This window comes from Streptomyces sp. NPDC007983 (assembly GCF_042958345.1).
Taxonomy (GTDB): domain Bacteria; phylum Actinomycetota; class Actinomycetes; order Streptomycetales; family Streptomycetaceae; genus Streptomyces.
Genome location: NZ_JBIBJI010000001.1, coordinates 851,381 through 870,143, shown reverse-complemented (window position 1 = coordinate 870,143; position 18,763 = coordinate 851,381). Strand labels below are relative to the sequence as shown.

Here is an 18,763-nt window from a genome sequence, read left to right as displayed (position 1 = left end):
CCCCGGCGGGCCCGTCTCGGAATCAGCCTCGGAAGAGGTCAGGACAGCGTGTCCGCCGCGGTCGGGGAGCTGTCGCGCAGGAACGTCGAGCAGCGCTCGTACTCCTCCTGCTCACCGATGGACTGCGCGGCACGGGCGAGCGCGTGCAGGGCGCGCAGGAAGCCCCGGTTGGGCTCGTGCTCGAAGGGCACGGGACCGTGGCCCTTCCAGCCGCTGCGCCGCAGCGCGTCCAGTCCGCGGTGGTAGCCGGTGCGGGCGTACGCGTACGACTCGACCACCCGGCCGTTCTCGAACGCCTCGTCCGCGAGCTGGGCCCAGGCGAGCGAGGAGGCCGGGTACTTCGCGGCGACCTCGGTGGGAGCCGCGCCGGACGCGAGCAGTTCCCGGGGCTCGGGGTCGTCGGGCAGATGGGTCGGGGGCGGTCCCCCGAGCAGGTTCTCGTGAATGGCCATGGTTTCCAGTCTGCCGGACCACCCGCCCCGCCCGCCGCCCCACACCCGGCTCCGTCCACCCCCGGGCCCCACGAAGGGGCCTTGAGTCAGGCGGGTGGGCCGTCGGAGCGGCGGGGGCGGCCCGGGCGCTCGCCCGGATCCAGGGGCGGGGCACCCACCCCGCAGTGGTACGCGCACTCGGGACGGCAGGGGCGCTCCTCCGCCGCCCGCGCCCCCTCCTGTTCGGTCTTCGCCTCGGCCTCCGCGCCCCCGGCCCACTCCAGCGCGTCCGCCCGTACCGTGCGCCAGGCGATGAGCGCGCCCACCACCAGCACCGCCGCGCAGATCGGCATCGCCTTCCGGAACGACTCCGAGAACCGGTCCGCCGACCGGTACGCCTCCGAGCCCATGCCCGCCAGCAGCGGCAGCGCCGCCACCGCCACCAGGCCCGCCGCCCGCGCCGCCGCGTTGTTGATGCCGCTGGCCAGGCCCGCCCGTCCGACGTCCACCGAGGCCAGGACGGTCGCGGTGAGCGGGGCGACGAGCACCACCATGCCCAGTCCCATCACCAGCAGCGCGGGCAGCACGTCCCGCCAGTAGACGGCCCCCACCCCGGCCCGGGTCATCAGCAGCATTCCGGCCGCGCACAGCAGCGGGCCGACGGTCAGCGGGATGCGCGGGCCGATGCGTTTGCCCAGCTCGCCGGAGCGGGCCGACAGCAGCAGCATCAGCAGCGTCGTCGGCAGCAGCGCGGTCCCGGCGGCCAGCGCGGAGTAGCCGACGACCACTTGGAGGTTGAGGACGACCAGGAAGAAGAAGCCGCCGAACGCCGCGTACACGCACAGCGTCACCGCGTTCACGGCGGTGAACTGGCGCGAGGAGAAGAGCGTGAGCGGCAGCATCGGCTCGGGGCGGACCCGCTCCACGTACACGAACGCCACCCCCGCCAGCAGCCCGGCCACGGCGGGCAGCACCACGGAGAGCGACGCGCCCCGCTGCGGCGCCGCGATCAGCGCGTACGTCACCATGCCGAGCGCGAACGCGCCGAGCACCGCGCCCAGCACGTCGAACCGGCCATGCGCCCGCGGATCCCGGGACTCCGGTACGTGCCGCAGCGCGACCGGTACGCATACGGCCGCCAGCGGCACGTTGAGGAAGAACACCCAGCGCCAGCCCGGACCGTCCACCAGCCAGCCCCCGAGGAACGGCCCGATCGCCGCCCCCACCCCGCCGAACCCGGACCACAGCCCGACCGCCCGGGCCCGGTCGTCGGCGTGGATGACCGACTGGATCAGCGCCAGCGAGCCGGGGGTGAGCAGCGCCCCGCCGATGCCCTGGAGGGCGCGGGCGCCGATGAGCACCGGGGCGTTCGGGGCCATCCCGCACAACAGGGACGCGAGCGCGAACCACACCACGCCGATGATGAACACCCGCCGCCGCCCGAAGCGGTCGCCGAGCGCCCCGCCGAGGAGGATGAGCCCGGCGAGGGTGAGCATGTACGCGTTGACGGTCCACTGCAGGACGGCGAGATCGGCGCCGAGGTCGAGACCGATGCGGGGCAGCGCGACATTGACCACGGTGCTGTCGAGAAGCGCCATCGCGGAGCCCAGCACGGTGGTCAGCACGACCCACCGCCCAGCGGCGCTGGAGAGCCGCACCGCGGCGGCGGGTGCGTCATCGCTCATACCTGGATCATCCTCGCGTCCCCCGCGAGGAGCCAGCCCACGAGCGCGGTCCGCCGGCGGCCGCCGCACCCTGGCCCGCCGGTGCGGGAAGCGCACGGGCCCGGCGGCCGCCGCGAGGGCGGGCCGCCGGGCCCGGGAGGACGGCGCCGGTTACTTCAGCTTGGTGCCGGTGGAGCGCAGGTTCGCACAGGCCTGGGTGACGCGCTCGGCCATGCTCTTCTCGGCCACCTTGCCCCAGCTGCGCGGGTCGTAGGTCTTCTTGTTGCCGACCTCGCCGTCGACCTTCAGCACACCGTCGTAGTTGCGGAACATGTGGTCCGCGATCGGCCGGGTGAAGGCGTACTGCGTGTCGGTGTCCAGGTTCATCTTCACCACGCCGTTCTCCAGCGCCGTGAGGATCTCCTGCTCCGTGGAGCCGGAGCCGCCGTGGAAGACGAAGTCGAACGGGTCGGTCTTGCCGGACTTCGCGGCGATCCCGTCCTGCAGCTGACGCAGCAGCTCCGGCCGCAGCACGACGTTGCCCGGCTTGTAGACGCCGTGGACGTTGCCGAAGGAGGCGGCCAGCAGGTAGCGGCCCTTCTCGCCCAGGCCCAGCGCCTCGGCGGTCCGCTCGACGTCAGCGACGGTGGTGTACAGCTCGTCGTTGATCTCGTGCGAGACGCCGTCCTCCTCGCCGCCGGTCGGGGTGATCTCGACCTCAAGGATGATCTTGGCCTTGACCGCCTCGGCCAGCAGCTCCTGCGCGATGCGCAGGTTGTCGTCCAGCGTCTCGGCGGAGCCGTCCCACATGTGGGACTGGAACAGCGGGTTCTGGCCGCTCGCGACGCGCTCCTGGGAGACCGCGAGCAGCGGACGCACATAGCCGTCCAGCTTGTCCTTCGGGCAGTGGTCGGTGTGCAGCGCGATGTTGACCGGGTACTTCTTGGCGACGACGTGCGCGAACTCGGCGAGCGCGACCGCGCCCGACACCATGTCCTTGCTGTACTGGCCACCCAGGAACTCGGCACCACCGGTGGAGATCTGGACGATGCCGTCGCTCTCCGCTTCGGCGAAGCCCCGCAGCGCGGCGTGCAGCGTCTGCGTCGAGGTCACGTTGATCGCCGGGTAGGCGAACTTGCCTGCCTTCGCCCGGTCGAGCATCTCGTTGTAGATCTCAGGGGATGCGATGGGCATCTGTCCGCTCCTTGTGATGTGCGGGTGAGGTTCTTGGCCCTGACCTAGGGGGAGTCCTGCGGCGACGTCATCGTCGCGGCCATCTTCCCAGACTCCGTCGATTGCTCCACACGGCGCACGCGGGGACCACACGGACGGGGGTGGGTGGTTTCACGTGAAACCACCCACGCGACTGCTCCTGGTCAGGTCGGGCCGAGGTCAGCTCAGGTCGAGAGCAGCTCAGGCCGAGGTCGGCTCAGGCCGAGGTCGGCTCAGGCCGAGGTCAGCTCAGGCCGAGGTCGGCGAGCGAGTACGCCGGTACGTACGGCAGCCCGGCGTCCGCGATCGCGGGCGCGGCCCCGCGCTCGACGATCGTGGCGACCGCGACGACCTCGGCGCCCGCCTCACGCGCCGCCTCGACGGCGGTCAGCGGCGAGCCGCCGGTGGTGGAGGTGTCCTCGACCACCAGCACCCGCCGCCCCGCGATGTCCGGGCCCTCGATCCGCCGCTGCAGACCGTGGGTCTTCTGCGCCTTGCGGACGACGAAGGCGTCGAGCCCGCGGCCGCGCGCGGCGGCCGCGTGCAGCATGGACGTGGCCACCGGGTCGGCGCCCAGGGTCAGGCCGCCCACCGCGTCGTAGTCCAGGTGGGCCGTGGCGTCGAGCATGACCTGCCCGACCAGGGGCGCGGCCTCGGCGTCCAGGGTGATCCGGCGCAGGTCGATGTAGTAATCGGCCTCCTTGCCGGAGGAGAGGGTCACCGTGCCGTGGACCACGGCCTTGTCCTTGATCTGCTGCAGCAGGGCGTCACGCGCTTCGCTCATGCGGACGAGCTTAGGCGGTATCCGCACCGGCCCCCATCGGCCCCTACGCCGGCTCGCGCCAGCTCCACGTCATGGAGATCTCCAGCGGGTCGATGGGCGTGACCAGGCGGGGAAGGGTGTTCAGACCGTTCGGCGGCCCGGACTGCGGCTCGACGCACACGGCCTCCGCCTGCTCGTCGTAGATCACGACCCATTCGCTGCGGCTGGTGACCGTCAGTTCGAGCCGCCCCGGCCAGGTCAGCGTGACGTCCACGCCGTCCGGCATGCCGAAGCAGTCGTCCCACGGGCCGGGGCGCGGCGGGATGCGGTGGCCGGTGGGGAGGTGGTTCTCGCCGCGCTCCTCCTGCCATTCCGCGGTGAAGGACAGCTCGACGTCGGCGCCGCCCTCGCCCAGGTCGCGCAGGAACCACGGGTGCCACCCGGCCTGCGCCGGGAAGGAGTCGCCGTCCGTCTCCACGCTCATGGTGACGGTCAGCGCGTCAGCGGCCAGGTCGAAGCTCTGGGTGACCCGGCCCTCGTACGGCCAGGGGTCGGCGAGGTCGTAGGTGAAGGCCGCGCTGTCCGGCCCGGTGCGGACCGTATGCCAGGCGAGGTCCCGGCCGGTGCCGTGGATCGCGTGCGGCGGGGAGTTGACGGGCAGCTGATGGCTCCGGCCGCCGTCGCGGAACCGTCCCAGCTCGACCCGGCCGCACCAGGGCACCATCGGGAAGGACCCGTACCGCGGGCCCTGCCGCAGCAGCTCCGTGCCACCGATGCGCAGCGAGCCGATGCGGCAGCCGTTGTCGGGCGAAACGGTCAGCTCGGCGTCCCCGGCGGTCAGCCGGACGCCCTTGGTATCCGTTGTCTCTTCGGTCACGTCACGACCCTATGCGCAGCCGCTCAGGGACGGCGACCGGTCAGCGACGCCGCCCGCTCACCGGCGGCGGCGCAGGACGCGCCGTCCGACGACGACGGCCGACGCGAGCACCACGGCGGCAGCGGGCGCGGCCCAGCGCAGCGCGGCGCTGGTGGACCCGGCCTCGGGCGCCGGTACGGGGGCGTAGCGGCCGCGGGGCGGGGCGTGGTCGACCTCCTCGGTCGAGCGGCCGATCATGGTGCGGCGGGCGTGCGCGGCCTCGGCCGGGGGCTCGTCGTCGTCGAGCCCGCCCAGCTCGGCGAGGGCGCTGACGTCGTCCACCGAGTCGATGTCGTCGAGGTCGCCGATGTCGTCCACGTCGACGTCCTCGGCCTCCTCCACGCCATCGGCCCGGTCGTCGGCCTGAGCGGTGTCGTCGGCCTGAGCTGTGTCGTCGGCCTGAGCGGTGTCGTCGGCGCGCAGCGGCAGCTCCGCCTCGGCGAGCGGGTCGTGATCGGCGGGCGGGGTGATCGGGGACGCCTCGAGACCGGACGCCAGCGCCGCCCCGAAGCGGTCCAGCAACCGGCGGGCCACCGTCCCGGTCGCGTGCGCGTCGAATTCGGCCAACCGCCCCTCGCTGCGCACGGTCCCGGAGCAGCGCAGCCCCGTACCGCCGCCCTCCACGGCCCGTGGCGTCAGGGTCAGCGCGAGCTTCACCGAGCCGCCGCCCCGCGCCTCGGCGCCCTCGCCCTCGACCTCCACACCACCGCCGCGCTCGGTGACGCGCAGCGCACCGCGGTAGGTGATGGTGGATCCGCCGATGCGCAGCCGCAGCCGCCCGGCGAGCGGACCCGCGTCCTCATCAGCATCCTGCTGGAGCCCGGGGACGCAACGGGCGATGCGGTCGGGCTCCGAGAGCGCCTGCCGGACGGTGTCGACGGGAAACGGAACGAACACCTCATGCTCCATAGCTCAAGACACTACCCATCGCACGTTGACTGAGACCCGTTCCCACGCAACTTTCGTCCCATGAGCCCACGAGATCACGAACCCACCGGCCCACCGGCCCACCGGTCCCCGTGGCCCACGCGGTGTCAGTCCCCGTACCGCGGGTGCATGAGGGTCGACGGCGGCAGACGCGGCTCCCGCCTCCGCTCGGCCGCGCGCCGCGCCGCGTCCAGACCGGCCGGGGTGAGCGAGCGCGGGCGGGGGCCGTGACGGGCGAGGGCCAGCCGGGGCGGGGTGCGGGCCGCGAGCAGGAACCCCCAGTCGCGCGGCCCCTCCCCCGTCGGCCCGTCCGCCGCCGGGCCGCCGCCCGAGGGGCGCGCCGCCACCACGTACGGCACCGTCCGCAGCCCCACCGACCGCATCGTCGCGTCCACCGTCCAGTACGCGCGGGGCCGCGGGCCCGCCTCCCCCGCGTGCACGGCGAGCCGGCCGCCGGGGGCCAGCACGCGTTCCGCCAGGCCGTAGAACTCCTGCGAGTACAACTTGGTGCTCGACGTGAGGCCGGGGTCGGGCAGATCGCACACCACGACGTCGTACGCCGCCCTCCGCCGCAGCCAGTCGAAGGCGTCCGCGGTGACCACCCGCACCCGCGGATCGCGGTACGCGCCCGCGTTGAGGGCGGAGAGCGCGGGGTCGCGGCGGGCCAGCCGCACCACCTCGGGGTCGCGCTCGACGACGGTGACCGACCGGACCCCGGCATACCGCAGGACCTCGCGGGCCGCGAGCCCGTCGCCGCCGCCCAGCACCAGGACCCGGCGGTGCGGCCCGGCCGCCATCGCCGGATGGATCAGCGCCTCGTGGTAGCGCAGCTCGTCGTTCCCGCTGACCTGCAGCCGCCCGTCGAGGAACAGCGACAGCGGGCGCCCGCGGGTCCGGCCGCCGGTGAGCACGACCTCCTGCACCCCGGTGCGCAGCGCGACGCGCACCTCCGGCCCGTACACGGCCTGCCGGGCGGCCCGTTCGAAGGACGGGGTGAGGACGGCGCCCGCGGCCAGCAGGGCCAGCACCAGGGCGTTGGTGACGATCAGCGCCCACCGGGACCGTGCGCTCAGATCGCGGCGGAACAGCCACAGCACCAGCGCCCCGCCCGCGACCGCGTTGACCGCGCCCGTCACCAGCGCGCCGGTCAGCTGGCCGAACGCGGGCAGCAGCAGAAACGGAAAGGCGAGCCCGCCGACCAGCGCGCCCACGTAGTCGGCGGCGAACAGATCGGCGACCGCGCCGCCCGGGTCCTGCCGCCGCACCCGCTGGATGAGCGTCATCAGCAGCGGCACCTCGGCGCCGATGAGCACGCCGATCGCGAACGAGAAGCCGACCAGCGCGGAGCGCGACTGCCCGCACCACGCGAAGCACGCGTACAGGGCCATCGCCGAACAGCCGCCGAGGAGCGCGAGCACCGCCTCGACGGCGCCGAAGCCGACCGCGGCGCGGCAGCGCAGCCGCTTGGCGAGCAGGGAGCCGACACCCATGGCGAAGACCATCACCGACAGGACGACGGAGGCCTGGGTGACCGAGTCGCCCGCCAAGTAGGAGGCGAGGGCGACGAGTTCGAGTTCGTAGACCAGTCCGCAGGCGGCGCAGACGAAGACGGTGACGAGGATCAGGAAGCGCCCGAACCCGGCCCGTACGGGCAGCCGCACCGGACTCTCAGACTCCGGCGCGGGCATCGGGTATTCGGTCACGAACGGAACGCTACGTTACAAATCACCCACGCCTGGTCACCCACAAGGGTGTACTGACTGCCGCTCATCCGTACACCGCATCATCCGGACACCAGATCGGCGGGTGGCGGATCGGCGGGCGGCCGGAGCGGCATCGGTATGGACGTCACCCCCAGGCAGGTACGGGTGGTGACCAGCCGCCCCTCCTGCGGGTACGCGTGCCAGGTGCGCCATCCCACCGTGCCCTCGTGCCACTGCGCGAGCAGCGCGGTGAACGCGTGCGGGCTGCCGGGGAACGTCCCGGCCAGGCCGTGCGGATGGTCGGCGACCAGGGCGAGTAACTCCTGGGCCCGTCCGGCGAACGAGCCCTGCGACAACTCCTCGACGCGCGCCGCGAATTCGTACTCACGGCCGTCGACGAGGGTGGAAACCCCCAGCGGAAGCGGGGTGCTGCTGCCGGACATGCAGGCCACGGTCTCCGAACAGCGCCCGTCCTCCGCTTCGAGGAGGACCTGATGCGAGGCCCCGAGAAGCCTCAACTGCACGGCGAAACCATGAAGCGAGAGGTCGAGCACGGCCAGCGCCGGAAGCGGTTCCCGCCCCAGGGCCCAGGCCAGGTCGTCGGCACGAGTGTCGGTGTAGGCAGTCTTGAGGGTCGTGAGCATGGGTCGGCTCCGCAAGCACGCAGGGGAAAGGTGGGCCGGCTCGCCCCGCGGTGGTCCTGGGGTATGCGGATACGCCGGCTCGTGCCCACGTGGGGTCCGTAGGGCGGTGCACGTGGGGGTCCGTAGGGCGGTGGTATACGGAATCATGAAATGGTCGGCGCCACATCGTTTTTACCCACCTTCGCCGGGTTTCCACCCTCTAGGGCGGTCCCCAGCTCAAGTGTTCAACACGCCGACGCCCGGCGCACGTTGGCGCGCCGGGCGCGAATCACCGGGTTCCCCCGAACCGGGCTTCTGCGAGGAGCGGCTCAGGCGCCTCCCCCGCAGCCACCGCCGCCACCGCCACCGCCACCGCCGCAGCCCCCTCCGCCGCCGCAGCCGCTGCCACCACCGCAACCGCCACCGCCGTGATGGCCCCCGCCACCACCGCAGCCACCGCCGCTCGAACCACCACTGCCGAGCCACCAGCCACCGCCGGCCGCTCCACCGGCCGACCCTGCCCGGTACGCTCCCCGGCGACCGCCGTTCCGCTTCCTGGCCCTACCGGCGCTCAGCGCCGCCACCGCCATGATCGCGAAGACGCCGACGACGAAAAAGACGATGAAACCCATGGGGTCCTCACTCCTTCCATCCCCCGTAGCGAGCCCCCATAGCGAGGTACCGCTCTGTCGTGTCTGCCGGGCTCCTGCCCGACTTCGTCCCCCTCAAAAGCGGAGTTGAGGAAGTCCAGAGGTTCGGCGGAGGATAGGCCCATGGGACGACCGCTGCTCAACCGCCGGCTGGCCGCATTCGGCACCACGATCTTCGCCGAGATGTCCGCCCTCGCCGTGCGCACCGGTGCCATCAACCTCGGCCAGGGCTTCCCCGACACCGACGGCCCCGAAGAGGTCCGCGAAGCCGCGGTGCGCGCCCTGCGCGACGGCCGCGGCAACCAGTACCCGCCCGGCCCCGGCATCCCCGAGCTGCGCACCGCCGTCGCCGAGCACCAGCAGCGCTTCTACGGGCTGTCCTACGACCCCGACACCGAGGTGCTGGTCACCGCGGGCGCCACCGAGGCCATCGCCGCCTCGCTGCTGGCCCTGCTGGAGCCGGGCGACGAGGTGATCGCCCTGGAGCCGTACTACGACTCGTACGCGGCGTGCATCGCGATGGCGGGCGGCACCCGCGTCCCCGTCACCCTCCGCCCGCACGACGGCGCCTTCCGCCTGAACCTCGACGAACTGCGCGCCGCGGTCACCGACCGCACCCGCCTCATCCTCCTCAACACCCCCCACAACCCCACCGGCACCGTCCTCACCCACGACGAGCTGACCGCCGTCGCCGCCCTCGCCGTCGAGCGCGATCTGCTGGTGATCACGGACGAGGTCTACGAACACCTCGTCTTCGGCACCGCCCACACCCCGCTCGCCGGCTTCCCCGGCATGCGCGAGCGCACCGTCACCATCAGCAGCGCGGGCAAGACGTACTCCTTCACCGGCTGGAAGGTCGGCTGGGTCACCGCCACCCCGGAGCTGATCACCGCGGTCCGCTCCGCCAAGCAGTACCTCACCTACGTCTCCGCGGGCCCCTTCCAATACGCGGTCGCCGAGGCCCTCCGCCTGCCGGAGACCTACTTCCACAGCCTCCGCGAGGACCTGCGCACCAAGCGCGACCTGCTGGCCGACGGCCTCACCGACGCGGGCTTCACCGTCTTCCGCCCGGCCGGCACCTACTTCATCACCACCGACATCCGCCCCCTCGGCACCTCCGACGGCTTCGCCTTCTGCCGCTCCCTCCCCGAACGCTGCGGCGTCGTGGCCGTCCCGAACGCCGTCTTCTACGACCACCAGTCCCAGGGCGCCCCCTTCGTCCGCTTCGCCTTCTGCAAGCGCGAGGACGTCCTCACCGACGCCGTATCCCGCCTCAAGGCCCTCTCCGGCTGACCCGGGCGGAGGGGGCCGGTCATTCGGCGGTGTTCAGGGCGGTGGCCGGGCCCTGGCGGAGGGCTATGCAGGTCGTCAGCACTCCGGTGACGAAGGCGAGCAGGCCGGCGCCGCCCACGATGAGGGCGATGGTGGCCGCCGGGAGGGCGGGGTAGGGGGAGCCGGTCAGGGCCTTGCTGAACACGGTCAGGACCATCCCCGCCACCGTCGCCCCGACCAGCAGCGCCGCGAGCACGGTCACGGCGTTCTCGGCCCGCATCATGCGGGCCACCTGGGTGCGGGTCGAGCCGACGAGCCGCAGCAGGGCGAACTCGCCCGTACGCTCCATGGTCGTCATCACCAGGGTGTTCACGACCGAGATCGACGTGAACACGGTCACGACGGTCAGCAGCAGATAGGTGGCGGTCATCGAGGCGTCCTGCTGACGACGGGCCTCGGCCCGGTGGGCGGAGCGGTCCTGGACCTGCCAGGACGGCCGGCCCCTGGTCAGGGCCGCCAGTTGAGCCGCCACGTCGTGCTGCCGGCCCGGGAGGGCGCGTACGTACACCGTGTCGAGGCTGGACGGTTCGTCGGGGAGGCGGTGGGCGGCGGCCATGCGGCGCGGGAGGATGACCTCCCCGAGGCCCCGGTCGCGGGTGTAGACGGCGGCCACCCGGACACGTTCGGTGCGGTTGTCGTCCAGGGCCAGCCACACCGTGTCGCCCACGGCGGCGTGGGCCCGGCGGGCCATGCTCCGGCTCAGCGCGATGTCACGCGGTCCGAGCCGGTCGAGGCCGCCGTGGGCGGGGGCCAGGTCGAGCACCTGGTTCAGCGGGCCGTCCGTGACGGCCTGGGCGATGCCGTCCGGGCCCTGGCCGCCCGGGTCGTCGCCGGCGAGCACCGTGGCGTGGGTGCCCAGGGTGCCGATGGCCGCGGCGACGCCCGGGAGGTCACCGACCGTCCTGGCGGTCGAGTCGGGCAGGCCCTCGAGCCCCGTGGTCCCCACCAGGTAGTCGGCCAGCAGCCGCTCGCGGTCCTGCCGCTCCAGCTCGTGCCACTTCATCTGCGGTACGAACAGGGCCACGGCCGCGAAGGCGACGGTGAGCGCGAGCGGGGTGACGGCCGCGCCCAGCCGCCGGTGCCGAAGGCTCAGGTTCGCCCGGACCAGCGATCCGGTCACCGGCAGCAGCATCAGGCACGCGACGCCGAACACCGCTCCGGCGAGTTTCCCGATCCACGGGCCGAGCAGCGACACCGCGATCATGAGCACCATGACCATGGCGACCGCCGAATTGGCGGCGTCGGAGCCGCCCCACTCGTCGATGGCCGCCAGTCCCCAGACGCCGCCGGCCAGCACCGCGAGGCCCAGGGAGGTGCGTACCACGCCCACCCGCCGGGGCGGCACCGCCGCTTCGCCCAGCGCCTGGACGGCCCGTACCCGTGAGGCCCGCCTGCCGCTGCTCCGGACCGCGAGCTGGGCGGTCACGCAGCAGATCGCCACCGCGATCGCCAGGCTCCAGGGGCCGAAGTCCAGAGGGAAGGCGTCCGGCACCCAGCCCTGGTGGATCAGCCAGGCCCGCAGCGCGGCGGCGAGGAGGATGCCCAGACCGCATCCGGGGACCGCCGCCGCGACGGTGACCACGAACGCCTCGTACGCGATCATCCGGCGCACCTGACGGGGGGTCGCGCCGACGGCGCGCAGCAGGGCGACTTCCCGGGTGCGTTGCTGGACGGAGAGGGAGAAGGCGCCGGAGACGGCGAAGGCGGAGACGAACAGGCAGGTGAGACCGAACGGTACGACGAAGGACATCACCTCTTCGCCGCCCTGGGCCGGTGCCGCCCTCGCGCCCGCGTCGAGAAGCACCGCGCACGTCGCCACCAGGGCCTGGGCGCTCGCCATCGCCACGAAGGACCCGGCGAAGGAGACCTTCCGGGTGCGTACGGTCGACCAGGCCAGCCGGAGCAGCACGCCGATGACCCGCCCGCCCGTTGGGGGGTCGGCGGGGTGGCGTAATCGATCCGCTTCCGTTCCGGCGTGCTCGTTCATCGCGGCCCTTCCCGCTCACGCAGTGGACATGGCAAGAGCCCGGCCGCGCGCCGTCGCCTTCAGGGGCGGCGCGTCGACCGGGCTCGGGGACTCTTTTGGCTCAGGCCTCGTCGTCGCCCGGCTTCTCGTCGTCGCCGGACTCGACGTCGGTCTCCAGACCGAGCTGCTCGACCAGCCAGCGGTCGAACTCGATCGAAGCCCGCACCCAGCTGACCGTGCTGGACACGAAGTGCTCCAGGCTGACGCCGGTGCCGATCAGCATCTGCGCTTCGCCGATCAACCGGACCGTGCCGTCGTCATTCGTGTGGCTGTAGACCTTGGGCCACAGGGTGCGGCGGTTCCAGTCGTCGGTCACCTCGAGCAGCTGCGGCTTCACTTCGATGCCGTGCGGCCGGTCGTAGAACGTCCGGACGGAGAAGACCTGCTGCTCCTCCTCACCACGGAACATGAAGTACGTGCGGAACTGCTCCCACGGCGCCGCGAGGTCTCCCTCCTCGTCGACGACGTACTTCAGCTCCATCTGCTCCAGAAGCTGCTTGACCAGGTCCTGGTCGGGCAGCACGGGGCCACTCGGACCCGCCGGTTCGGGCTCGGGCTGGCCCCCGAAATTCGGAATCGAGGACGGGTCGATGCTCACCGTGGATTTCCCTTCGTATGGATACCGCCATCCTCCCTCACACCGGCCCCCGGCGTGCAACCCCGGACGCACCTTGGCGCGATCAAGTCCGCCCGGGGGGACGCATCACTGCGCCGGGCCCACCAGAAGGCCGTCGCCGGCGCGGTCGACGCGGACCGTGTCGCCGTCCCGGACCTCGCCGGAGAGGATCTCCCTGGCCAGCCGGTCGCCGATCGCGGTCTGCACCAGACGGCGCAGCGGGCGCGCCCCGTAGGCCGGGTCGTTGCCCTCCTCGGCGAGCCAGGCCAGGGCCTCCGGGGTGACCTCCAGGCTCAGCCGCCGCTCGGCGAGGCGCCGGGCGAGCGCGGCGATCTGCAGTTCGGCGATGCGGGTCAGTTCGTCCTGGCTGAGCGCGGAGAAGACCACCAGGTCGTCCAGCCGGTTCAGGAACTCGGGCTTGAAGGAGCTGCGCACGGTCTCCAGGACGCTCTGCTTCTTCTCCTCCTCGCCGAGCAGCGGGTCCATCAGGTACTGGCTGCCGAGGTTGGAGGTGAGGACCAGGATGGTGTTGCGGAAATCCACCGTCCGGCCCTGGCCGTCGGTGAGCCGCCCGTCGTCCAGGACCTGGAGCAGGATGTCGAAGACCTCGGGGTGGGCCTTCTCCACCTCGTCCAGCAGCACCACGCTGTACGGGCGGCGGCGCACCGCCTCGGTGAGCTGGCCGCCCTCCTCGTAGCCGACGTAGCCGGGCGGGGCGCCGACCAGCCGGGCGACGCTGTGCTTCTCGCCGTACTCGCTCATGTCGATGCGGACCATGGCCCGCTCGTCGTCGAAGAGGAAGTCGGCGAGCGCCTTGGCCAGCTCGGTCTTGCCGACGCCGGTGGGGCCGAGGAAGAGGAACGATCCGGTGGGCCGGTCCGGGTCGGCGATCCCGGCCCGGGTGCGGCGCACGGCGTCGGAGACGGCCCGTACGGCCTCGGTCTGGCCGATCAGCCGCTTGCCCAGCTCGTCCTCCATGCGCAGCAGCTTCTGGGTCTCGCCCTCCAGCAGCCGGCCGGCCGGGATGCCGGTCCAGGAGGCGACCACGTCGGCCACGTCGTCCGGGCCGACCTCCTCCTTGACCATGGTGCCGCGGTCCTCGCGCTGCACCTCCTCCTCGGCCTCGGAGGCCTCGGCCAGCTCGCGCTCCAGGGCCGGGATCTCCCCGTACAGCAGCTTGGAGGCGGTGCCGAAGTCGCCGTCGCGCTGGGCGCGCTCGGCCTGGCCGCGCAGCTCGTCCAGCTTCTCCTTCAGCTCACCGACCCGGTTGAGGCCCTGCTTCTCCTTCTCCCAGCGGGCGGTCAGGCCGCGCAGCTCCTCCTCCTTGTCGGCGAGGTCGCGGCGCAGCTTCTCCAGCCGCAGCTTGCTGGCCTCGTCGGTCTCCTTGGCGAGCGCCATCTCCTCCATCTTCATCCGGTCGACGGAGCGCTGGAGCTCGTCGATCTCCACGGGTGAGGAGTCGATCTCCATGCGGAGCCGGGAGGCGGCCTCGTCGACCAGGTCGATGGCCTTGTCGGGCAGGAAGCGGGAGGTGATGTACCGGTCGGAGAGGGTCGCGGCGGCCACCAGCGCGCCGTCCGCGATCTGCACCTTGTGGTGGGCCTCGTACCGGCCCTTGAGCCCGCGCAGGATCGCCACGGTGTCCTCGACGGTCGGCTCGGCGACCAGCACCTGCTGGAAGCGGCGCTCCAGCGCGGCGTCCTTCTCGATCCGCTCGCGGTACTCGTCCAGCGTGGTGGCGCCGACCATGCGCAGCTCGCCGCGGGCCAGCATGGGTTTGAGCATGTTGCCCGCGTCCATGGAAGAGTCCCCGCCGGCGCCCGCGCCGACCACGGTGTGCAGCTCGTCGATGAAGGTGATGATCTGGCCGTCGCTGGACTTGATCTCGGCGAGGACGGTCTTCAGCCGCTCCTCGAACTCACCCCGGTACTTCGCGCCCGCGACCATCGCGCCGAGGTCGAGGGCGACCAGCCGCTTGTCGCGCAGGCTCTCCGGCACATCGCCCTTGACGATGCGCTGGGCCAGCCCCTCCACCACGGCGGTCTTGCCGACGCCCGGGTCGCCGATCAGCACCGGGTTGTTCTTCGTACGCCGCGAGAGCACCTGCACCACGCGCCGGATCTCCTGGTCCCGGCCGATGACCGGGTCGAGCTTGCCCTCGCGGGCGGCGGCGGTGAAGTCGGTGCCGAACTTCTCCAGCGCCTTGTACGTGCCCTCCGGGTCGGGAGTCGTCACCCGCTGTCCACCTCTGGCCTTCTCGAACGCGGCGAGCAGCTTCTTGGCGCTCGCCCCCTGCTGGTCGAGCAGCTCCCCGGACTGGCCGCCCTTGGCGGCGATGCCGATCAGAAGGTGCTCGGTGGAGATGTAGTCGTCGCCGAGGTCCTTGGCGCGCTGCGCGGCGTCCACGAGGACGGCCTGCAGATCACGGCTCGCCTGCGGCGGGGCCACGGTGGAGCCCTGCACGCTGGGCAGGGCGGCGAGCAGCCGCTCGGCCCCGTTCCGTACGACGGCCGCGTCGGTGTCGACGGCGGCCAGCAGATCCATCACGTTCTCGTTGTCCTGCCCTTCGAGCAGGGCGAGCAGCAGATGGGCCGGGGTCAGGTCGGCGTGCCCGGCGGACACCGCCCGGTCATTGGCGGCGCTCAGTGCCGCCCGGCTCTTGTTGGTCAGCTCGGCGTCCACGTTCTGTGCTCCTCCTCGTCACGCGGCGGCGGCCCACAATCCTGCCCTGCACAACATGCGTAAAGTTGAGTCTATTCCACTCAACTGTGCTTCCGCCAGCGTTCTGGCCATAGGTTCCCGTGCATGGCCCTCGATCCACGTCACCCGGACCCCGCGTACCTCGCGTTCTGGCGCGAACGCCACGTGTGCACCCTCACCACCCTCCGCCCCGACGGCACCCCGCACGTCGTCCCGGTCGGCGTCACCTACGACCCCGGCGCCGGGCTCGCACGCGTCATCGCGAGCGGCCACAGCCGCAAGGCCGCCCACGTCCGGGCGGCGGGCAAGGACGGCGCGCGGGTCGCCGTCTGCCAGATGGCGGGCAAGCGGTGGGCCACGCTGGAGGGCATCGCGAGGGTACGCACCGAACCCGAGCTGATCGCCGACGCCGAACACCGCTACGCCGAACGCTACGAGCGCACGCCCCGCCCCAACCCGCACCGCGTCCTGATCGAGATCACGATCACCCGCGCGATGGGCCGCGCCTGACCGGCCCCGGGCTCAGCGCTCCTCGTCGTACTGGTGGTGCCCCCGGGGGTGGCGCACCCTGATCCAGATGTCCCGCGCCCTGCGCCCGGCCTCGGTGCGGCTCTCCGCCACCGCCGTACGGGCCTCCTCCTCGGTCTCCACCATCGGGCCCGAGCCGCGCAGCGGCTTCCCGGCCGTCTCGTACAGGAACAGGGCCGCGACCAGGCCCACCACACCGGCCGCCATCAGGTAGTACGCGGGCACCAGCGGATCGCCCGTCGACTCCACCAGCGACGACGCGATCAGCGGCGTCGTCCCGCCGAACAGCGACACGGAGAGGTTGAACGAGATCGACAGCGCGCCGTAGCGCAGCCGGGTCGGGAACAGCGCCGGAAGCGTGGCGGCGCTCGTGCCCGCGAACGTGACCAGCAGCAGCCCCAGCACCAGACAGCCGATCGCGGGCAGCAGGATGCCGCCCTCCTGGATCAGCAGGAACGCCGGAATCGCCAACAGGATCATGGCCCCGCTCCCGGCCATGAACATCGGACGCCGCCCCCAGCGGTCGGAGGACCGCCCGACCACGGTGATCGTCAGCGCCACGACCATCATGGTGCCGAGCACCAGCAGCTGGGCGGTGGTGGCGTTCTCGCCGAGCGTGGAGGTCATGTACGTCGGCAGATAGGACGTCACCATGTAGTTGGTGACGTTGTACAGCAGCACAAGACCCATGCAGATCAGCACGGCCTGCCAGTGCCGGGTGAAGATCTCCTTCAGCCGCCCCTTGCCGGACTGCCGCGCGTCCTCCACCGGCGCGGTGCCACCGCCTGCCGCCGCGGCCTTCGCCGCCTCGGCCGCCCGGTCGGCCTCCTGCTGGAACGCCGGGCTCTCCTCCAGCCGCAGCCGCATGTACAGACCGATCGCGCCCAGCGGCCCGGCGACCAGGAACGGAAGGCGCCAGCCCCAGTCCACCATGCCGTCGTCCCCGAGCACGGCGGTGAGCACCGTGACCAGCCCGGAGCCCAGCGAATAGCCGACGAACGTGCCGAAGTCGAGCCAGCTGCCCAGGAAGCCGCGCCGCCGGTCGGGCGCGAACTCCGCGATGTACGTGGTCGCCCCCGCGTACTCACCGCCGGTCGAGAAGCCCTGCAGCACCCGGCACACCAGCAGCAGCAGCGGCGCGGCGAAGCCGATCGAGCCGTAACCGGGCAGCAGCCCCACGGCGAAGGTGCTGACCGCCATCATGATCATGGTGGTGGACAGCACCCGCCGGCGCCCGATGCGGTCGCCCAGCGGCCCGAAGACCAGCCCGCCGAGCGGACGCACCAGGAAGGCGACCGCGAAGGTGGCGAACGTCGACACCACCTGGGCGGCCGGGGAACTGGACGGAAAGAAGACCTTGCCGAGGGTGACCGCGACATACGCGTAGACGCCGAAGTCGAACCACTCCATGGTGTTGCCGACCGCGGTCGCCGTCACCGCGCGCCGCAGCCGCGGCCGGTCGACGACGGTGACGTCCTCGTAAGCGAGCGACTTCTTGCGGCGGCGGAGCAGGGTCCGCAGCATCCGGTCGGTACGTGCGCTGCCGCCGCCTCTGGCCGGGCGGCCGCCCTGGTGCGGGGGTGTGGGGCCGGTACTCATTTCTTACCTGTCGACGGATCCGGGCTGCTACGCGTTACCGGCACCGCGCCCGGCCAAACCCCGCGGATCAGGCTTCGGCCCGCTCCAGCCGCGCATAGGCCTCGGCCATCTCACCGCCGGTGTCGTACACTACGCACTGTTCGTCGCCGACCACCCACGCGTCGTGACCGGGCGGCACCACGTACGCGTCGCCGGGGCCCACCTCGGCCTCGGCCCCGTCGTCCATGCGCAGCCGCATCCGCCCCTTCATCACGATCCCGGCGTGGCGGACCTGGCAGCTCTCCGTCCCGGCCAGCGGCCGGATCGACTCCCGCCAGCGCCAGCCTGGCTCGAAGGTGCCCACGGCGAAGTCGAACCCGGTCAGATGCAGCGTCTCCAGATGACCACCGGGAAAGTCCCGCCGCTCATCCGGCTTGTCCATCGTCTTGATCTCCAACATTGGCGGTACCTCCTCCCATACCTCCATGGTGCTCCCCCCGGCCGCACGCCGGGCATACGAGCGGCCCGGCGTTCCGGGAACGGTCGCCGGGCCACTCGCTCAGGTGATCAGCGGTGGGAGGAGCGGTACTTCGCCACCGCCCGGGCCTTCTCGGCGCGCGTCTTCGCCTCCAGCTCCGTCATCTTCGTGATCTTCGCGGACCTTTCCCGCTGTGCGCGGGCCCGCTCCTGGGCCCGGGCGTCGGCACCGTCCGTGCCCGCCGCCACTGCCCTCGCCCGCTGTGCGCGGGCCTGCTTCTCAGCCGTCGAGGACGAGGACGCGTGGGACCCGGCCTCCGCCTCCGCCTCCGCGATGGCGACGATCCTCTTCCGCTGCGCGAGGGCCCGCTTCTGGGCCCCGGTGAGCGAGGGCGTGTGCGACTCGGCGGCGGCCTTGGCCTTCCGCGCGTCCAACTGCTTCGCCACGTCCGGGGAGGAGTGGGAGGTCGGAGCGGCGTTGGCCTGTGACTCCGCCGCCAGGAGCAGGCCGCCGAGCGCGAGGGCGCTGACCGCGGCGGTCTTGAGCTTCGTGGCTGTCTTGCTCGCCTTGCGGCGTCCGGCGTGGCGCATGGGTGTTCCTTCACTGTCGGTCCGAC

The 18,763-nt window shown here is 72.4% G+C and carries 16 protein-coding genes; 2 read left to right on the top strand and 14 right to left on the bottom strand.

What is annotated here, in order from left to right; genetic code table 11:
* Window positions 1–38: 38 nt before the first annotated feature.
* The 8 genes from ACFZCY_RS04080 to ACFZCY_RS04045 all read right to left on the bottom strand — a co-directional run bounded on the left by ACFZCY_RS04080 (window position 39) and on the right by ACFZCY_RS04045 (window position 8,260).
* A complete protein-coding gene (locus tag ACFZCY_RS04080) occupies window positions 39–452 on the bottom strand; it encodes a DUF3151 family protein (RefSeq protein WP_391169182.1) in 414 nt (137 codons plus the stop codon).
* Window positions 453–538: 86 nt separating this feature from the next.
* Window positions 539–2,116: a DHA2 family efflux MFS transporter permease subunit gene (locus tag ACFZCY_RS04075; RefSeq protein ID WP_391169181.1), complete on the bottom strand. Its 1,578-nt coding sequence runs from the start codon at window positions 2,114–2,116 to the stop codon at window positions 539–541.
* A gap of 150 nt (window positions 2,117–2,266) precedes the next feature.
* The gene (gene fbaA / locus ACFZCY_RS04070) at window positions 2,267–3,289 is read right to left on the bottom strand and encodes a class II fructose-bisphosphate aldolase (RefSeq protein WP_123101767.1); all 1,023 of its coding nucleotides are present in this window, start codon (window positions 3,287–3,289) and stop codon (window positions 2,267–2,269) included.
* A gap of 262 nt (window positions 3,290–3,551) precedes the next feature.
* A complete protein-coding gene (pyrE, locus tag ACFZCY_RS04065; RefSeq protein ID WP_391169179.1) occupies window positions 3,552–4,091 on the bottom strand; it encodes an orotate phosphoribosyltransferase in 540 nt (179 codons plus the stop codon).
* 43 nt (window positions 4,092–4,134) lie between these two features.
* The gene (locus ACFZCY_RS04060) at window positions 4,135–4,947 is read right to left on the bottom strand and encodes an aldose 1-epimerase (RefSeq protein ID WP_391169178.1); all 813 of its coding nucleotides are present in this window, start codon (window positions 4,945–4,947) and stop codon (window positions 4,135–4,137) included.
* Between the two features lie 57 nt (window positions 4,948–5,004).
* A complete protein-coding gene (locus ACFZCY_RS04055; protein ID WP_391169176.1) occupies window positions 5,005–5,895 on the bottom strand; it encodes an SRPBCC domain-containing protein in 891 nt (296 codons plus the stop codon).
* 125 nt (window positions 5,896–6,020) lie between these two features.
* Window positions 6,021–7,601, bottom strand: a complete 1,581-nt coding sequence (locus ACFZCY_RS04050) for a polyamine aminopropyltransferase (protein ID WP_391169404.1) — start codon at window positions 7,599–7,601, stop codon at window positions 6,021–6,023.
* Between the two features lie 95 nt (window positions 7,602–7,696).
* A complete protein-coding gene (locus ACFZCY_RS04045; RefSeq protein ID WP_391169175.1) occupies window positions 7,697–8,260 on the bottom strand; it encodes a DUF2617 family protein in 564 nt (187 codons plus the stop codon).
* Between the two features lie 752 nt (window positions 8,261–9,012).
* On the opposite strand from ACFZCY_RS04045, the gene ACFZCY_RS04040 reads away from it, so the two are divergent.
* Complete coding sequence (locus ACFZCY_RS04040; RefSeq protein WP_391169174.1) at window positions 9,013–10,182, top strand: pyridoxal phosphate-dependent aminotransferase; 1,170 nt, start codon at window positions 9,013–9,015, stop codon at window positions 10,180–10,182.
* Between the two features lie 19 nt (window positions 10,183–10,201).
* Here ACFZCY_RS04040 and ACFZCY_RS04035 read toward each other — a convergent pair whose 3' ends face one another.
* From ACFZCY_RS04035 to clpB, 3 genes are all read right to left on the bottom strand, one after another.
* Window positions 10,202–12,208 carry an FtsX-like permease family protein gene (locus ACFZCY_RS04035; protein WP_391169173.1) on the bottom strand — a complete coding sequence of 669 codons (2,007 nt, stop codon included), beginning with the start codon at window positions 12,206–12,208 and terminating at the stop codon, window positions 10,202–10,204.
* Window positions 12,209–12,308: 100 nt separating this feature from the next.
* Window positions 12,309–12,845 (bottom strand): YbjN domain-containing protein, encoded by a 537-nt coding sequence (locus ACFZCY_RS04030; RefSeq protein ID WP_391169172.1) that lies wholly within the window; start codon window positions 12,843–12,845, stop codon window positions 12,309–12,311.
* 105 nt (window positions 12,846–12,950) lie between these two features.
* Complete coding sequence (gene clpB, locus ACFZCY_RS04025; RefSeq protein WP_391169170.1) at window positions 12,951–15,545, bottom strand: ATP-dependent chaperone ClpB; 2,595 nt, start codon at window positions 15,543–15,545, stop codon at window positions 12,951–12,953.
* 123 nt (window positions 15,546–15,668) lie between these two features.
* Here clpB and ACFZCY_RS04020 point away from each other — a divergent pair, with 123 nt between their 5' ends.
* Window positions 15,669–16,073 carry a TIGR03618 family F420-dependent PPOX class oxidoreductase gene (locus ACFZCY_RS04020; protein WP_391169169.1) on the top strand — a complete coding sequence of 135 codons (405 nt, stop codon included), beginning with the start codon at window positions 15,669–15,671 and terminating at the stop codon, window positions 16,071–16,073.
* A gap of 12 nt (window positions 16,074–16,085) precedes the next feature.
* Here ACFZCY_RS04020 and proP read toward each other — a convergent pair whose 3' ends face one another.
* From proP to ACFZCY_RS04005, 3 genes are all read right to left on the bottom strand, one after another.
* Complete coding sequence (proP, locus tag ACFZCY_RS04015; RefSeq protein ID WP_391169402.1) at window positions 16,086–17,615, bottom strand: glycine betaine/L-proline transporter ProP; 1,530 nt, start codon at window positions 17,613–17,615, stop codon at window positions 16,086–16,088.
* A gap of 142 nt (window positions 17,616–17,757) precedes the next feature.
* Window positions 17,758–18,129 (bottom strand): cupin domain-containing protein, encoded by a 372-nt coding sequence (locus ACFZCY_RS04010; protein WP_391169167.1) that lies wholly within the window; start codon window positions 18,127–18,129, stop codon window positions 17,758–17,760.
* 107 nt (window positions 18,130–18,236) lie between these two features.
* Window positions 18,237–18,737, bottom strand: coding sequence for a hypothetical protein (locus ACFZCY_RS04005; protein ID WP_391169165.1), 501 nt, complete (start codon window positions 18,735–18,737; stop codon window positions 18,237–18,239).
* Window positions 18,738–18,763 lie beyond the last annotated feature (26 nt).